Origin of the sequence: Nocardioides cavernaquae (genome assembly GCF_003600895.1) — a bacterium.
In the GTDB taxonomy this organism is placed as follows: Bacteria; Actinomycetota; Actinomycetes; order Propionibacteriales; family Nocardioidaceae; genus Nocardioides; species Nocardioides cavernaquae.
On sequence record NZ_QYRP01000002.1, the window covers coordinates 2085561 to 2100904 of the forward strand.

At 70.4% G+C, this 15344-nt stretch carries 16 protein-coding genes; 10 read left to right on the plus strand and 6 right to left on the minus strand.

Annotation, left to right across the window (positions count from 1 at the left end):
* The first annotated feature begins 19 nt into the window (after positions 1–19).
* Together D4739_RS10145 and D4739_RS10150 are read left to right on the plus strand one after the other, a co-directional pair.
* Positions 20–502: a phage tail protein gene (locus tag D4739_RS10145; protein WP_120060508.1), complete on the plus strand. Its 483-nt coding sequence runs from the start codon at positions 20–22 to the stop codon at positions 500–502.
* A gap of 50 nt (positions 503–552) precedes the next feature.
* Positions 553–1497, plus strand: a complete 945-nt coding sequence (locus D4739_RS10150; protein WP_220699270.1) for a hypothetical protein — start codon at positions 553–555, stop codon at positions 1495–1497.
* Here the strand turns inward: D4739_RS10150 and D4739_RS10155 are convergent.
* On the minus strand, positions 1488–1781 hold the full coding sequence (locus D4739_RS10155) for a hypothetical protein (protein WP_120060509.1): 294 nt from the start codon (positions 1779–1781) through the stop codon (positions 1488–1490). The genes D4739_RS10150 and D4739_RS10155 overlap by 10 nt on opposite strands.
* A gap of 46 nt (positions 1782–1827) precedes the next feature.
* Between D4739_RS10155 and meaB the strand changes: the two genes are divergently transcribed.
* The 8 genes from meaB (at position 1828) to D4739_RS10195 (ending at position 10799) form a co-directional block, all read left to right on the plus strand.
* Complete coding sequence (gene meaB / locus D4739_RS10160) at positions 1828–2850, plus strand: methylmalonyl Co-A mutase-associated GTPase MeaB (RefSeq protein ID WP_238473603.1); 1023 nt, start codon at positions 1828–1830, stop codon at positions 2848–2850.
* 136 nt (positions 2851–2986) lie between these two features.
* Positions 2987–4033 carry a BMP family lipoprotein gene (locus D4739_RS10165; protein WP_120060510.1) on the plus strand — a complete coding sequence of 349 codons (1047 nt, stop codon included), beginning with the start codon at positions 2987–2989 and terminating at the stop codon, positions 4031–4033.
* An 87-nt stretch (positions 4034–4120) separates the two neighbouring features.
* Positions 4121–5656, plus strand: coding sequence for an ABC transporter ATP-binding protein (locus D4739_RS10170; RefSeq protein ID WP_120060511.1), 1536 nt, complete (start codon positions 4121–4123; stop codon positions 5654–5656).
* Positions 5656–6756: an ABC transporter permease gene (locus D4739_RS10175; RefSeq protein ID WP_120060512.1), complete on the plus strand. Its 1101-nt coding sequence runs from the start codon at positions 5656–5658 to the stop codon at positions 6754–6756. Before D4739_RS10170 ends, D4739_RS10175 begins: the two co-directional genes overlap by 1 nt.
* Complete coding sequence (locus tag D4739_RS10180; RefSeq protein ID WP_120060513.1) at positions 6753–8021, plus strand: ABC transporter permease; 1269 nt, start codon at positions 6753–6755, stop codon at positions 8019–8021. The genes D4739_RS10175 and D4739_RS10180 overlap by 4 nt, the downstream gene beginning before the upstream one ends.
* Positions 8018–8428 (plus strand): cytidine deaminase, encoded by a 411-nt coding sequence (locus D4739_RS10185; protein WP_120060514.1) that lies wholly within the window; start codon positions 8018–8020, stop codon positions 8426–8428. The genes D4739_RS10180 and D4739_RS10185 overlap by 4 nt, the downstream gene beginning before the upstream one ends.
* Positions 8425–9711 carry a thymidine phosphorylase gene (locus tag D4739_RS10190; protein WP_120060515.1) on the plus strand — a complete coding sequence of 429 codons (1287 nt, stop codon included), beginning with the start codon at positions 8425–8427 and terminating at the stop codon, positions 9709–9711. The genes D4739_RS10185 and D4739_RS10190 overlap by 4 nt, the downstream gene beginning before the upstream one ends.
* Positions 9711–10799: an adenosine deaminase gene (locus D4739_RS10195; RefSeq protein WP_120060516.1), complete on the plus strand. Its 1089-nt coding sequence runs from the start codon at positions 9711–9713 to the stop codon at positions 10797–10799. Before D4739_RS10190 ends, D4739_RS10195 begins: the two co-directional genes overlap by 1 nt.
* Before the next feature lie 74 nt (positions 10800–10873).
* On the opposite strand, the gene D4739_RS10200 is transcribed toward D4739_RS10195, so the two are convergent.
* The 5 genes from D4739_RS10200 to D4739_RS10220 form a co-directional block, all read right to left on the minus strand.
* Positions 10874–11326 carry a MaoC family dehydratase gene (locus tag D4739_RS10200; RefSeq protein ID WP_120060517.1) on the minus strand — a complete coding sequence of 151 codons (453 nt, stop codon included), beginning with the start codon at positions 11324–11326 and terminating at the stop codon, positions 10874–10876.
* Between the two features lie 116 nt (positions 11327–11442).
* A complete protein-coding gene (gene deoC, locus D4739_RS10205; protein WP_220699374.1) occupies positions 11443–12099 on the minus strand; it encodes a deoxyribose-phosphate aldolase in 657 nt (218 codons plus the stop codon).
* A 37-nt stretch (positions 12100–12136) separates the two neighbouring features.
* The gene (locus D4739_RS10210) at positions 12137–13828 is read right to left on the minus strand and encodes a phospho-sugar mutase (protein ID WP_120060519.1); all 1692 of its coding nucleotides are present in this window, start codon (positions 13826–13828) and stop codon (positions 12137–12139) included.
* Between the two features lie 87 nt (positions 13829–13915).
* A complete protein-coding gene (locus D4739_RS10215; protein WP_120060520.1) occupies positions 13916–14413 on the minus strand; it encodes an SRPBCC family protein in 498 nt (165 codons plus the stop codon).
* A gap of 66 nt (positions 14414–14479) precedes the next feature.
* Positions 14480–15274, minus strand: coding sequence for a purine-nucleoside phosphorylase (locus D4739_RS10220; protein ID WP_120060521.1), 795 nt, complete (start codon positions 15272–15274; stop codon positions 14480–14482).
* Between the last annotated feature and the right edge of the window lie 70 nt (positions 15275–15344).

Below are 15344 nucleotides of genomic sequence, written 5' to 3' on the forward strand. Positions count from 1 at the left end.
CAACTCGCAAGGAGCACCCATGCCGCACGTCGTCGACTTCGTGAACGTCTCGACCGAGGGGCTGGAGTCCTCTCCGGTGGCCGAGGCCCTGGCCGGACTGCGGGCCAACGAGGCGCGCTACTTCTCCAACAAGTACAAGCACGTCTACACCACCGTTCCAGCGGAAGAGGCGCCCGAGCTGGTGGGCTGGGTGACGCGGATCCTCAAGGAGGAGCGCGGGCTCGAGTTCGCCTCGCCCCTGCTCGAGGTCGCCGACGTCACCGTCGAGGACGAGAAGGCCGGCGCGATCACGTGGCCGGAGCTCTACTTCGAGTCGGGACTCGTGGTCAACGTGCTCTGGACGATCGAGGTCGGCGGCAAACGCGCGGTCGGGTTCAAGCTTTCCGAGGGCATGGAGATCCCCGAGGAGCTGGCGGCCGCGGGCTTCAAGTTCGCGCGCCAGAAGTCGAAGCTCGCCGGTGAGATCCGCGGCTCGTTCTTCGTGATCAAGGGCAGCTACTGAGTCGTGGCCATCCTGCGCTGATCTGGACAGCGGCCCTAGGCTCCCTGTTCATGACCTCTCCTGATCCGGCCCTCTCCGCGAGCGCGAGCGCCGGGTTGCGCGGTGCGCGCGCCTCCTTCGCCCTGCAGGAGCTGCCCGCGGCGCTGCCACGCGCATTTCCCTCGGTCTTCCGGATGCCGCTCGGCGTGAGCGCGGGCCGGGTGGTGTCGGCGGCGCTGTTCCCGGCGCGGGCCGCGATCGCCTTCGGGCACGCCAGCATCGGGGTCGCGCAGCTCGTGCAGCCCGGTGGGCCGATCCGGCTGCTTCACCTGCTCTCGGCGGTGACCGCGGACGACCGCCCGCTGGGTCAGGCGATGCAGCCCGGCGGCGTGATCGACCGGGTGCTCGACGAGGACGGTGTGGTCTCCCTGCTGTCGCAGAGCGACGGAGTCCTCGACCGGATCATCGCTCGCGACGGGCTCCTGGACCGGATCCTTGCCAAGGGTGAGGCCGTCGATCGGCTGCTGGCGCCGGGCGGGTTCGTCGAACGGTTGCTCTCGCGCGACGGTCTGGTCGATCGCCTGCTCGCCACGGATGGAACTGTCGACCGCCTGATCGCGCCCGGTGGCGCACTCGACCGCGTGCTTGCGCAGGGTGGACCACTCGACCGGCTCCTCGCCGAGGAAGGTGCCGTCGACCGGTTGCTCGCCGCAGACGGCACCGTCGACCGCCTGCTGGCCCCTGAAGGCGTGCTCGAGCAACTTGTCGGTGAGGACGGCATCGTCGAGCGTCTCGGCGGCCTGATCGAGAACATCGACCGGCTCAGCCCGGTTCTTGCCTCACTCGAGAGTGTCGTCAACGGGATGGATGACTCGGTCCGGAGCCTGGAGGGCAACCTTGGTCAGCTCTCCGCGGCGCTGGCGCCCCTGAGTGACATCGCCGGCCTCGTGCCCGGCACCAGGCGGCGGCTCGCTGCCCGCCAGACGGCACCGGACGCGTCGGCCTCTCAGGGCTGACGCGACCCGGCCGGGCGCTGCTTCTGCAGCGCTCCCGGCGAACGCGGGTGCCGGCGGGCGTGGATCGTGCGGCGGGCGAGCACCAGCCAGCACACGATGGCGAGGCTCGAGAGCAGCGCCGGGATGCGGTGGTCGAGCAGGACCGACGCGGCGACGGCACAGCCGAAGGCCGCAAGGTTCAGCACCACGTCGTACGCCGGAGCGGTGAAGCGCCTGTTGAGGACATGGGCGAAGGCGATCACGACGCCACAGGCGAACGTGACCGAGAGCAGGAAGCTGACCACGGAGGGAAGTGTGGCAGCCGGACGAAGGCCCGTTAGCCTTGCCGACGTGGTGACTGGAGCAGAGCAGGCGACCAAACGGCGCCAGGTCGACGTACCCGCGCTGGTTGAGGGTGTGCGTGCAGGACAGCGCGCGGCGATCTCCCGCGCGATCACGCTGGTCGAGTCCTCCCGCCGCGACCACCGCCTCGCTGCCCGCGAGCTGCTCGCCGAGCTCACGCCGTACGCCGGCGGCGCGGTGCGGGTGGGCATCTCCGGCGTCCCGGGCGTCGGCAAGTCGACGACCATCGAGGCGCTCGGCTCGAACCTGACCGCGGCCGGCAAGAAGGTCGGCGTCCTCGCGGTCGATCCGTCCAGTGTCCGCACCGGCGGCTCGGTCCTCGGTGACAAGACGCGCATGGCCCGCCTGAGTGTCGACCCGAATGCCTACATCCGCCCGAGTCCTTCGGAGGGCACGCTCGGTGGCGTGGCCCGCGCGACCGCGCAGGCGATGACGATCCTCGAGGCGGCCGGCTACGACGTGATCCTCGTCGAGACCGTCGGCGTCGGCCAGTCCGAGGTCACCGTCGCCGGCATGGTCGACACCTTCCTGTTCCTCACGATCGCCCGCACCGGCGACCAGCTGCAGGGCATCAAGAAGGGCATCCTCGAGATCGCCGACGTCATCGGCGTCAACAAGGCCGACGAGGGGGAGCAGGAGATCGCCGCGAAGTCCGCGGCCCGCGAGCTCTCCGGCGCACTGCGGCTGGTCCGCGGCATGGCCGGCGCGCCGAAGGTGATCACCTACTCCGGGCTGCACAACCGGGGCCTGGACGAGGTCTGGGCCGAGATCGAGGCGCACCGCGAGAAGCTCGGTGACGAGGGCCTCGCGAAGAAGCGCGCCGACCAGCAGCTCGACTTCACCTGGGCACTCGTGCGCGACGAGCTCGAGCAGCGGCTGCGGCACAGCTCGCACGTCGCGGCGATCCGCGAGGAGGTCAGCCAGGCCGTGAAGGCGGGCGACATCAACGCCCCCGAGGCCGCCGACCGCATCCTTGCTGCCTACGACCTGGATTCCGTCGTCGAGGACTGAGCACAGCCAGTTAGATCACTGGCTGGTAACGGTTCGGATTTCGACCTCGCCGCGGTCGCTCGCCCGGTCTACTGTGAGCGCGATATGCGCCCCCGGTGGTTCGGGTGCGTCGAGCATTCCATCGAGGAGGCATCTCTTGCGTCGGTCCACCAGGTTGGCAGCTGTTGTCGCTGTGTTCGCGCTTGCGCTCACGGGCTGCGGCGGCAAGAAGGAAGTTGAGAAGGCGGGGAGCGACGCGCTCTGCGCCAAGACGGGCGACGGACCCAAGATCGGTCTTGCCTACGACGTGGGCGGTCGCGGTGACGACTCCTTCAACGACCTTGCCGCCAAGGGTGTGCGGGACGCGGCGAAGGAGCTCGACGCGACCTGCACCGAGCAGGAGGCCGACAAGGGCGAGCCGGAGACCGCCAAGGAGGAGCGTCTGCGCACGCTCGCCGAGGCGGACCACAACCCGGTCGTCGCTGTCGGTGCGGCCTACGCGGTCGCCACGGCGAAGGTTGCCGCGGAGTACCCCGACATCACCTTCGCGGTGGTCGACGGCTTCACGGAGGCGAAGAACCTCACCAACCTCTCCTTCACGCCGGAGCAGGGCGCCTACCTCGCGGGCATGGCCGCGGGACTGAAGACCGAGACCGACAAGCTCGGCTTCGTCGGCGGTGTCAAGGGTCCGGTCATCGACCCGTTCGCGGCCGGGTTCCAGGCCGGCGCCAAGTCGGTGAACCCGAAGGTCAAGGTCGAGTTCAAGTGGCTCTCCGATGCCCTCGACGACAAGGCCTTCAAGAACATCCCGGGCGGCCGCACCGCTGCCACGGCGCTCTTCGACGGCGGGGCAGACATCGTCTTCCACGCGGCGGGCGAGTCGGGCAACGGTGTCTTCGAGGCCGCTGACACGGCCGACAAGTGGGCCATCGGCGTGGACGCCGACCAGTACCTCGGCGCGGACGAGAAGTTCAAGGACAACATCCTGACCTCCTCGCTGAAGAAGGTCGACGTCGCAGTGATCGACTTCCTCAAGGCCTTCGAGGCGGGCACGGTCAAGGCGGGCTTCGACGTCTACGACCTGAAGCGTGACGGCGTCGGCTACTCCACCAGCGGTGGCCACATCGACGACATCACCTCGCAGCTCGACGAGGCGAAGGCGAAGATCATCGCCGGCGACATCAAGGTGCCGAACACCCTGTGACGTTCGTGGAGGGGCCCGGGGCCACGCAGTAGCGTGGGCCCGGGCCCCTCGCACGTGGACCCGTCGACGGTTTTCCGGGAGTTGGGGATGACTGCAGTAGCGAACGAGGTGGTCGCGGCGAACACCGCCGTGCGACTGCGGGGGATCGGAAAGCGGTTCCCGGGCGTGATCGCCAATCACGACATCGACCTCGACATCGAGGCGGGCACGGTCCACGCCATCGTCGGGGAGAACGGCGCCGGCAAGTCGACGCTGATGAAGATCCTCTACGGGGTGCAGAAGCCCGACGAGGGCACGATCGAGATCGATGGTGCCCCAGTCAGCTTCGCCTCGCCGTCCGAGGCGATCCGGGCCGGCGTGGGCATGGTCTTCCAGCACTTCATGCTGGCCGACAACCTGACCGTGCTCGAGAACGTCGTGCTCGGTGCCGAACGCATGCACGGGATCGGAGCCCGCGCGCGCAAGCGCCTTCGCGAGCTCTCGCAGACCTACGGCTTCGACGTCGATCCCGACACCCTCGTCGAGGACCTGGGGGTCGGCGAGAGGCAGCGCGTCGAGATCCTCAAGGTGCTCTACCGCGGCGCACGGGTCATCATCCTCGACGAGCCGACCGCGGTCCTGGTCCCGCAGGAGGTCGACGCGCTCTTCGACAACCTGCGCGAGCTGCGCCGCGAGGGGCACACGCTCGTCTTCATCTCCCACAAGCTCGACGAGGTGCTGGCCATCGCCGACGACGTCACCGTCGTCCGCCGCGGCACCACCGTCGGCCGGGTCAAGCCCGGTGACGTCAGCGCCCGTCAGCTGGCCGAGCTGATGGTGGGTTCGGAGCTGCCGTCGCCGGAGACCAGCGAGTCCACCGTCACCGACCAGCCCGTGCTCGACCTGGCCGGAGTCACCCTCCACGACGCTGCCGGACGAGCCCTGCTCGACGACATCTCGTTCACCATCCACCGCGGCGAGATCCTCGGCATCGCCGGCGTCGAGGGCAACGGACAGACCGAGCTGGTCGAGGCCGTGATGGGCATGCGGCGCCCGACCGGGGGCACGATCAGCCTGGTCGGCGACGACCTCACCCAGGCCTCGACCCGGACCCGACGCGAGGCAGGCATCGGCTACATCCCGGAGGACCGCCACCGTCACGGCCTCCTGCTCGACGCCCCGCTCTGGGAGAACCGCGTGCTCGGTCACCAGACCCGGGAGCCGTCCGCCAGGGGCGCGCTGATCGACCGTGGGGGCGCGCGCCGCGACAGCGAGCGCATCGTCACGGCGTACGACGTCCGGACGCCGTCGATCGACACCACCGCGCGGGCGCTCTCCGGCGGCAACCAGCAGAAGTTCATCGTCGGCCGCGAGATGAGCGGCGAGCCGGTGCTCCTGCTTGCTGCGCACCCCACCCGTGGGGTCGATGTGGGCGCGCAGGCGGCGATCTGGGACCACATCCGCGAGGCGCGCCGGCAGGGACTCGCGGTCCTGCTCGTCTCCGCCGACCTCGACGAGCTGATCGGCCTGTCCGACACGATCCGGGTGATCCTGCGCGGACGGTTGCAGGGCACCTTCGACCCGTTGTCCGTCACGCCCCAGGACCTGGGCAGCGCCATGACCGGCGCGGGAGAGGACCACTGATGCCCCGTCGTCTGCTGCTCGGCCTCGCGGCTCCGGCACTCTCCGCGCTGATCGCGCTGGTGATCACGCTCGGTGTGCTCATCGCCACGGGCAACTCGCTCGGCGACTTCCTGTCGGTGATGCTGGATCCGCCCAAGGGCCGCAACGTCGTCAACATCCTCAACAACGCCTCGGTGCTCTACCTGTCCGCGATCGCTGCCGCCATCGGCTTCCGGATGAACCTCTTCAACATCGGTGTCGAGGGGCAGTACCGCATCGCCGTGTTCGCCGCGGCCGTGTTCGGTGGCCAGGGCTGGCTGCCCGGCCCGCTCAACGTGCTCGTCGCCATCCTGATCGCCATGCTGACCGGTGGCCTGTGGGCCGCGATCGCGGGCATCCTCAAGGTCACCCGCGGGGTCTCCGAGGTGATCTCGACGATCATGCTCAACGCGATCGCGATCTCGCTGACGTCGTACCTCCTGCGGCAGTGGGGCGAGCGCGCCGGCAGCACCCTCACCACGGACCGGATCCCGGAGGACTCGTGGGTCCCGGGCATCCCGCTGCCCGGCTTCCTGCCGGACGCGCCCAACGAGGTCCACGGCCTGGCCCTGCTGGCCGTGGCGGTCGGCATCGGCTACTCGGTCCTGCTCTCGCGCACGCGCTTCGGCTTCGAGCTCCGCACGACGGGACTCTCGGCCACCGCCGCGGTCGCCAGCGGCATCGACGTACGCCGCATGGTCATCGCCGCGATGCTCCTCTCCGGCGGCGTCGCAGGCCTGGTCGGCCTGCCGATCCTGCTCGGTGATGCCCACAGCTTCACGACGACCTTCCAGACCGGACTCGGCTTCGCCGGCATCGCGGTGGCCCTCCTCGGTCGCAACAACGCGGTCGGCATCGCCTTCGGAGCACTCTTGTTCGCCTGGCTCACCGAGCAGAGCAGCAAGCTCGGCATCGAGGCCGGCATCTCCAACGACCTGATCTCGATCACCCAGGGCGTCCTGGTGCTGTCGGTCGTGGTCGCCTACGAGGTGGTGCGGCGCTACCGGGTCGCCCAGGAGCAACGAGCGGTCGCGCAGGCGCTGGCCGCAGCCCGCCGCGAGAGCACGGAGGCATCCCGATGACCGTCGCCAACGACATCTTCACGCCGTCCTCGCCGCCTGCGGTCGAGAAGCGGCGCCCACTCCCGGTCTGGGTCTGGACGACGGGTGTCCTCCTGCTGGCCCTCGTGCTGATCTCGACGGCCCGGGTGATCACCGGCAGCGAGGAGGTCGACTCCTCGGGCACGCTCCGCGAGGCGATCATGGCCATCGTGCCGATCGCGCTCGCGGCGCTCGCCGGCCTCTGGTCGGAGCGCGCGGGCATCGTCAACATCGGTCTCGAGGGCATGATGATCCTCGGCACGATCGGCGCTGGCTACTTCGGTTTCTGGTACGGGCCGTGGGCCGGCGTGGCAGGTGCCATCGCCTTCGGTGCGCTCGGTGGACTGCTCCATGCCATCGCCACGGTCTGGATGGGCGTCGACCACATCGTCTCCGGTGTGGCGATCACGATCATGGCGGGCGGCGTCGCGGCGTACCTCGCGGCGACCTGGTTCACCGGCCTGCCCGGCGGCAACCCGACGGCCTCGCCGCCGGTGGAGAACCCCGGCACGATCACCCTCGCCGGGGTCGCCGATGCCGCCCGCTCGGTCGAGGACAAGCACTGGTGGCTGGTCTCGGACCTGGCCTCGATCCTCGGCGCCCTGACCCGTGGCATGTCGGTGCTGACCATGCTCGCCGTGGTGCTGATCGTCGCGACCTACTTCATCCTGTGGCGCACGTCGTTCGGGCTGCGGCTCCGCTCGTGTGGCGAGAGCCCGGCGACTGCGGAGAGCCTCGGCGTCAACGTCTACCGCTACAAGACGATCGCGGTGGTCATGTCCGGTGCGCTCTCCGGCCTCGCGGGCGCGTTCATCGTGCTGGCCTGGGCAGGCAGCTACTCCAACGACATGACCAACGGCCGGGGATACCTCGGCCTGGCCGCGATGATCTTCGGCAACTGGCGCCCGGGCGGCCTGCTGGTCGGTTCGGCGCTCTTCGGCTACACCGACGCGCTCCAGCTGCGTGCAGGCGGTGGGGCGGTGCACGCACTGCTGCTGGTGATCGCGGTCGTGCTCGGCGCGTACGCCGTGTGGCAGTTCGTGCGCGGCGCACGCATTGCTGGTGCCGTGACCGCGGTGACCGCCGTGGCGGTCCTGGCCTGGTTCCTGCTGACCGACGAGGTGCCGGAGGACTTCACGCGGATGACGCCCTACGTGCTCACGCTCTTCGTGCTCGCCTTCGCTGCCCAACGGCTGCGCATGCCGGCTGCCGACGGACAGATCTACCGGAAGGGGTCGGCCGGGTGACGGACCAGACCACCTGGCAGGCCCTCCGCAGGTCGGCAGCCGAGGCGATGACGCGCGCCTACGCGCCGTACTCCTCCTACCCGGTCGGCGCCGCTGCCCGCGTCGACGACGGCCGGACGGTCGTTGGCTGCAACGTCGAGAACGCGTCGTACGGACTGACGCTGTGCGCCGAGTGCGGGCTGGTCTCGGAGCTCCACGCATCCGGTGGCGGCCGGCTGACGCACTTCGTCTGCGTGGACGGGCGGGGCGAGCTGCTCATGCCCTGTGGACGCTGCCGCCAGCTGCTCTTCGAGCACGGCGGGTCGTCACTCGAGGTCCTCACCGCGCGCGGCGTACGACGCATGGACGAGCTGTTGCCCGACGCCTTCGGGCCCGACGACCTGAACGAAAGCAAGGAGACGCAGTGAGTCCGCACGACGCCGTCGAGGTGATCATCGCGAAGCGTGGAGGTGGCGCGCTGAGCGACAGCCAGATCGACTGGGTCGTCGACGCCTACACCCGCGGGGAGGTCGCCGACGAGCAGATGTCCTCGCTGGCCATGGCGATCCTGCTCAACGGCATGTCGCGCGCGGAGATCGCGCGCTGGACCAACGCGATGATCGCGTCGGGGGAGCGCATGGACTTCTCCTCGCTGTCGCGGCCGACTGCGGACAAGCACTCCACGGGCGGCGTCGGCGACAAGATCACGCTGCCGCTGGCTCCGCTCGTCGCGGCCTGTGGCGTCGCTGTCCCGCAGCTGTCCGGTCGCGGACTCGGCCACACCGGTGGCACGCTCGACAAGCTCGAGTCGATCCCGGGTTGGCGGGCCTCGCTGTCGAACGCGGAGATGCTTGCCCAGCTCGAGGCCGTCGGAGCCGTGATCTGCGCTGCTGGCGACGGTCTCGCGCCGGCCGACAAGAAGCTCTACGCGCTGCGCGACGTGACCGGCACGGTCGAGGCGATCCCGCTGATCGCCTCCTCGATCATGAGCAAGAAGATCGCCGAGGGCACCGGCTCCCTGGTGCTCGACGTGAAGGTCGGCACGGGTGCCTTCATGAAGTCGGAGGCGGACGCGCGCGAGCTGGCCCGCACGATGGTCGATCTCGGCACCGACGCAGGGGTGCGCACCGTTGCGCTTCTCACGGACATGTCCACGCCGCTCGGGCTGACCGCGGGCAACGCGATCGAGGTCGCAGAGTCCGTCGAGGTGCTCGCGGGTGGGGGACCGGCCGACGTCGTCGAGCTGACCCTCGCCCTGGCGCGGGAGATGCTCACCGCCGCCGGAGTGACCGACATCGATCCGGCTGACGCGCTGGCCAGCGGCAAGGCGATGGACGCGTGGAACGCGATGATCCGCGCGCAGGGCGGAGATCCCACTGCTGCGCTCCCGGTGGCCCGCGAATCACAGGTTGTCACGGCGCCCTCCTCGGGGGTGCTGACCCGGCTCGACGCGATGGCGGTCGGCCTCGCGGCCTGGCGCCTCGGTGCCGGTCGGGCCCGCAAGGAGGACCCGGTGCAGGCCGGGGCGGGCGTCGTCTGGCACGCGCGTCCGGGCGACACGGTCACCGCCGGCCAGCCGCTGTTCACACTGCTCACCGACGAGCCCGCGCGGTTCGACCGGGCACTCGGGTCGCTGGTCGGCGGCTACGACATCTCTCCTGCCGGCACGGTTCACTCGGCGTCGCCCCTCATCATCGACAGGATCTCCTGATGCTCACGCTCGACGACATCCGCGGCCTGCCCAAGGTCCTGCTGCACGACCACCTCGACGGTGGGCTGCGTCCGGGCACCGTGCTCGACCTCGCCGCGGAGTGCGGTCACCAGCTGCCGGACGGCCCCGATGGCAAGCCGATCGGTGACGCCTCCACGCTGGGCGAGTGGTTCCGCGATGCTGCCGACTCGGGGAGCCTGGTGCGCTACCTCGAGACGTTCGCGCACACCGTCGCGGTGACCCAGACGACCGGCGCGCTGACCCGGGTGGCCCGTGAGTGTGTCGAGGACCTGGCCGCCGACGGCGTCGTCTACGCCGAGGTGCGCTACGCGCCCGAGCAGCACCTCGAGCAGGGGCTCACCCTCCACGAGGTCGTTGCCGCGGTGCAGGAGGGCTTCGACGCGGGTGTGGCGGCGGTGTCTGCCGCTGGTGGGCTGATCGTGGTCCGTCAACTGCTCACTGCCATGCGCCACCAGGCCCGCTCGCAGGAGATCGCCGAGCTCGCGGTCGCCTGGCGTGATCGCGGTGTGGCCGGATTCGACATCGCCGGCGCCGAGGCGGGCAACCCGCCCACGCGCCACCTCGATGCGTTCGAGTACCTCCAGCGCGAGAACGCCCACTTCACCATCCACGCCGGCGAGGCCTTCGGTTTGCCGTCGATCTGGGAGGCGCTGCAGTGGTGTGGCGCCGACCGGCTCGGGCACGGCGTACGCATCGTCGACGACATCACGGTCGACGAGTCCGGCGAGGCGAGGCTGGGCCGGCTCGCGGCGTACGTCCGCGACACCCGCGTGCCGCTCGAGATGTGCCCGACCTCCAACGTGCAGACCGGCGCCGCGGCGTCGATCGCCGAGCACCCTCTCGGCGAGCTGACGAAGCTGCGCTTCCGGGTCACCGTCAACACCGACAACCGGCTGATGGGTGGCACCACCCTGAGCGAGGAGTTCTTCGCCCTCGTGCTGGCGTTCGGCTACGACCTCGACGACCTGCGCTGGTTCACCGTCAATGCGATGAAGTCGGCGTTCCTGCCGTTCGACGAGCGGCTGGCGCTGATCAACGACGTGATCAAGCCCGCCTACCGGCGCTGAGTGCCGGGTCGCTCTCGGGCTGGACCTTTGCAGCACACGTGTGCCCCCACGATGACCGGACCAGTGCGGGCGCGTCAGGGGAGCAGGAGCACGACAGTCTCCGCGACGAGTGCGGGCTTGGCCTCTCCCTCGATCTCGATCGTGTGCTTGACCGTGAGCTGCTTGCCCTTGGCGATGTCGACGACCTCACCGAACCCCGTGGTCAGCCGGATCTTCTTGCCCACCAGCAGCGGGGCAGGGAAGCGCACCTTGTTGACGCCGTAGTTCAGCTTCGCGCCCGGCGTGGCCAGTTTGAAGACCTGGCTGCCCAGCCACGGCACGAGCGACAGCGTGAGGTAGCCGTGGGCGATGGTGCCGCCGAACGGACCCTCCTTGGCGCGCTCGATGTCGACATGGATCCACTGGTGGTCACCGGTCGCGTCGGCGAACTGGTTGACCCGGCGCTGGTCGATCGTCACCCATTCGCTCGAACCGAGCTCGGTGTTGGCGGCTGCGGCCACTTCGTCCAGGGTGCTGAACACGCGCATGGGGTTCCTCCTCGAGACTGCGTCGACGTGCTTGACGTCACTTCACGAGAGAACCTAGCGGTTCGCCGTGACGAGCGGGGCGCGTGTCGGACGACTTTTCTCAGTGCGCCGACTTCTCAGTACGACGCGGAGCCGCTGCCGTCTCCGGCGCCTGCCAGCAGCGCGCGACTGCCCGAGACCCCGAGGCGGGTGGCGCCCGCGGCGATCATCGCTTCCGCCTGTTCGAGCGTGCGCACGCCACCCGACGCCTTGACCTGCACGGCCGGGCCGACCGTCTCGGCCATCAGCCGCACCGCGTGCTCACTCGCGCCGCCGGCCGGGTGGAAGCCGGTGGAGGTCTTCACGAAGTCGGCGCCCGCGTCGGCAGCGGCCACGCAGACGGCCACGATCTCCTCGTCGGTCAGCGCCGCCGACTCGATGATCACCTTGAGGATGGTGGGCAACGGTGCCGCGGCACGCACGCCCCGGATGTCGGCGTGGATCGCGTCGTACCTGCCCTCCTTGGCGGCGCCGATGTCGATCACCATGTCGATCTCGTCGGCGCCGTCGCGCACCGCGCCGGCGGCTTCGACGGCCTTGACGGTCGGGGAGTGCTTGCCGCTCGGGAAACCGCAGACGACGGCGACCTTGAGGTCGCTGCCGTTGGGGATCTGGACGGGAAGCATCGACGGCGAGACGCAGACCGAGTAGACGCCGAGCTCGACGGCCTCGGCGATGAGCGCTTCGACGTCGGCCCGGGTGGCCTCCGGCTTGAGCAGCGTGTGGTCGATCATCCGGGCGATGTCAGCGGTGGCGGTCACGTGTCTGAACCTATTCCTTGGTCAGGGAGGGGCTGGTGGGGGAGAGGCGGGGTGCGAGGTCCTGGCGAAGGGCGTCGAGGCGACCGGCGGCGACGATGCGGGCGGCGGCCACGGCCTCGGTGCGCGGTTCATCGGCCTCGACCGGCACGACCACCTCGAGGTAGCACTTCACCTTGGGCTCGGTGCCGCTCGGGCGGACGATCACGCGGCCACCGCCGGCGAGGCGATAACGCAAGCCGTCCGTGGGTGGCAGCCCGTCGCCCCCGAGCGCGAGGTCGTCGACGCGCTCGACAGCGAGCCCGCCGAGGGACGTGGGAGGGGCGGCGCGGAGATCGGCCATCGCCTGCGTGATCAGGGACAGGTCGGCGACGCGCACGGAGAGCTGGTCGGTCGCGTGCAGGCCATAGGCCGCGGCGATCTCCTCCAGCCGGTCCGTCAGCGTCTGCCCACTGGCCTTGAGCAGTGCGGCGAGCTCGACGATGCGCAGCAGCGCGGAGACGCCGTCCTTGTCCTTCACCTGGTGCGGCGCGACGCAGTAGCCGAGCGCCTCCTCGTAACCGAAGACCAGTCCCGGCACGCGCGCGATCCACTTGAACCCGGTCAGGGTCTCCGCGAACGGCTGCCCGTGCGCTGCGGCCATCTTGCCGAGGAGGGAGGAGCTGACGATGGAGCACGCGTAGGTGCCGTGCACGCCTGTGCGGAGCAGGAAGTCCGCCAGCAGCGCCCCGACCTCATCGCCGCGCAGCATCTGCCAGCCGTGGGGGCCCTTGACCGCCACTGCTGCGCGGTCGGCGTCGGGGTCGTTGGCCACCACGATGTCGGCGTCGACCTCCGCTGCGGCTGCAAGGGCAAGGTCCATCGCGCCGGGCTCTTCGGGGTTGGGGAAGGCGACGGTCGGGAAGGTGGGGTCGGGCGCGAACTGGGGCTCGACGATCGTCGGCGCCGCGAACCCGGCCAGGCCCATGACGCGTTGCACGGTTGCACCGCCGACCCCGTGCATCGGCGTGTAGACGACGCTGAGCCCGCGGGGCCCGCAGGTGTCGACCAGCGCGCTGGTGGCCGCCAGGTAGGCCGCCAGCACCTCACGCCCGAGGGTCGTCCAGGCGTCGCTGCGGGGCAGGTCGGCGATCGCGCCGATGGTCGCGATCTGGGCGGCGATCTCGACGTCCGCAGGCGACACGATCTGGCTGCCGTCGCCGAGATAGACCTTGTAGCCGTTGTCCTGAGGCGGGTTGTGGCTCGCGGTGACCATGACACCGGCGGCTGCCTCCAGGTGCCTGATCGCGAACGCCAGCACGGGCGTGGGCAGCGCGCTGGGCAGCACCAGCGCATCGAGTCCGGCGCCCTGCATGATCTCCGCGGTGTCACGGGCGAACACGTCGGAGTTGTGCCGCGCGTCGTACCCGATGACGACGGGGCCGGTCTCGCCGTTGGCCAGGAGGTACGCCGCCAGCCCGGCCGCCGCACGGGCGACGACGACGCGGTTCATCCGGTTGGGACCGGGACCGAGTGCTCCGCGTAGGCCGGCGGTGCCGAACTCGAGCGTGCCGGCGAAGGCATCGGCGAGGTCGACGGGGTCGCCTCCCGCCTCGATCGCCCTGATCGCTTCCTCGAGCTCGGCGCGGGTGACCGGGTCGGGGTCCGCGATCGCCCAGGCGCGTGCCCGTTCGACGAGTCCGCCACGAGGGGTGCTGTGGTCCATGCCGCCACGCTAGCGGCGCCCGGGCCCTGTGCCCGCGCGCGAGGCCCGGCCGTTATCGAGTTGTGAGCCCCGGCCGCGCGTCGTCCTTCAACCCTGCCCGCCGAGATGTGGGTCGTGGCCCGCCGAGATGTCGATGATGGCCTGCCGAGATGTCGATGGTGCCAATCGACGGGCCAGCCCGGCTCGAGCCCCCGCCATCATCCGGGCGTGGTTCCAGCGCAGCAGCGGCCGCGCGACGTACGACGCACAGGCGAGGAGGCGGTCGGTCACCACGACCTCCTGCTCGAACACGAGACGGCAGCCGTCGCCCTCGGGGGCGAGCCGCCAGCGGACCCAGCCCTCGAGGTCACCGGTGATGGTGGTCTCGAGGACGTCGGGCTCACGACGCTCCGCGTGGAGGCGCATCTCGAGCGTGTAGGGGAGCGCCGAGCGACAGAGGACCAGCCCGTCGTCAGGGCCCAGGTGGAGGCACGCGATCACCTGTGGCCACCACTCCGGGTAGCGCTCGACGTCGATCAGCGTCGCGTGGACCGCCGCCACCGTATGGGGCAGCCACCACGTGGAGTGGAACGCGTAGGTGCGCATGGTGCCATGGTGCCGTGGGTAGGGCCATGAGTGACATCTCGGCCGGTCAAACCCGCATCTCGGCGGTCAGAGGCGCGGGACGACCCGCGAGAGGAGCGAGCCGAGGCGTTCACCGGCGGCGCGACCCGCGTCGAGCACCTCACCGTGGTCGAGCGTGTCGCCGCTCATGCCCGCGGCCTGGTTGGTGACCAGCGACAGGCCGAGCACCTCGAGACCCGCGGCGCGGGCCGCGATCGCCTCGAGCGTGGTGCTCATGCCGACCAGGTCGCCACCGATGACCGACGCCATGCGGATCTCGGCAGGGGTTTCGTACTGCGGCCCGGTGAACTGCACGTAGACGCCCTCGTCGAGGGTCGGGTCGACCTCCTTCACCAGCGCGCGCAGGCGTGGTGAGTAGACCTCGGTCAGGTCGACGAAGGTGGCACCGACGAGCGGCGTCTGTGCGGTCAGGTTGATGTGGTCGCGGATGATCACCGGCGTGCCGGGGGACCACTCGGGGCGCAGGCCGCCGCACCCGTTGGTGAGCACGACGGTGCGGCAACCGGCCGCGGCCGCGACCCGGACCGGGTGTGCGACGGACGCGGGCCCGTGGCCCTCGTAGAGGTGCGTGCGGCCGGAGAAGAGGAGCACCTCGAGCCCGCCGACGGACACGCTTGCCACGCGGCCACCGTGGCCGGGCACGCCCGACGCGATGAAGCCGGGCAGCTCCTCGGAGGCGACCTCCAGCCTCGGCGTACCGAGGGCCTCGGCGGCGGCGCCCCAGCCGGAGCCCAGCACGAGCGCGACGTCGTGCTTGTCGACGCCGGTCAGTACGCCGATGCGGTCAGCTGCCTGCTGCGCGAGTGCCTGTACGTCGTCCACGCCGGCGAGCCTAGTGCCGGCGGGGCCGCCGACGAGCCCTCGTGCGCTAACCGTGATCCATCCGTTAGGG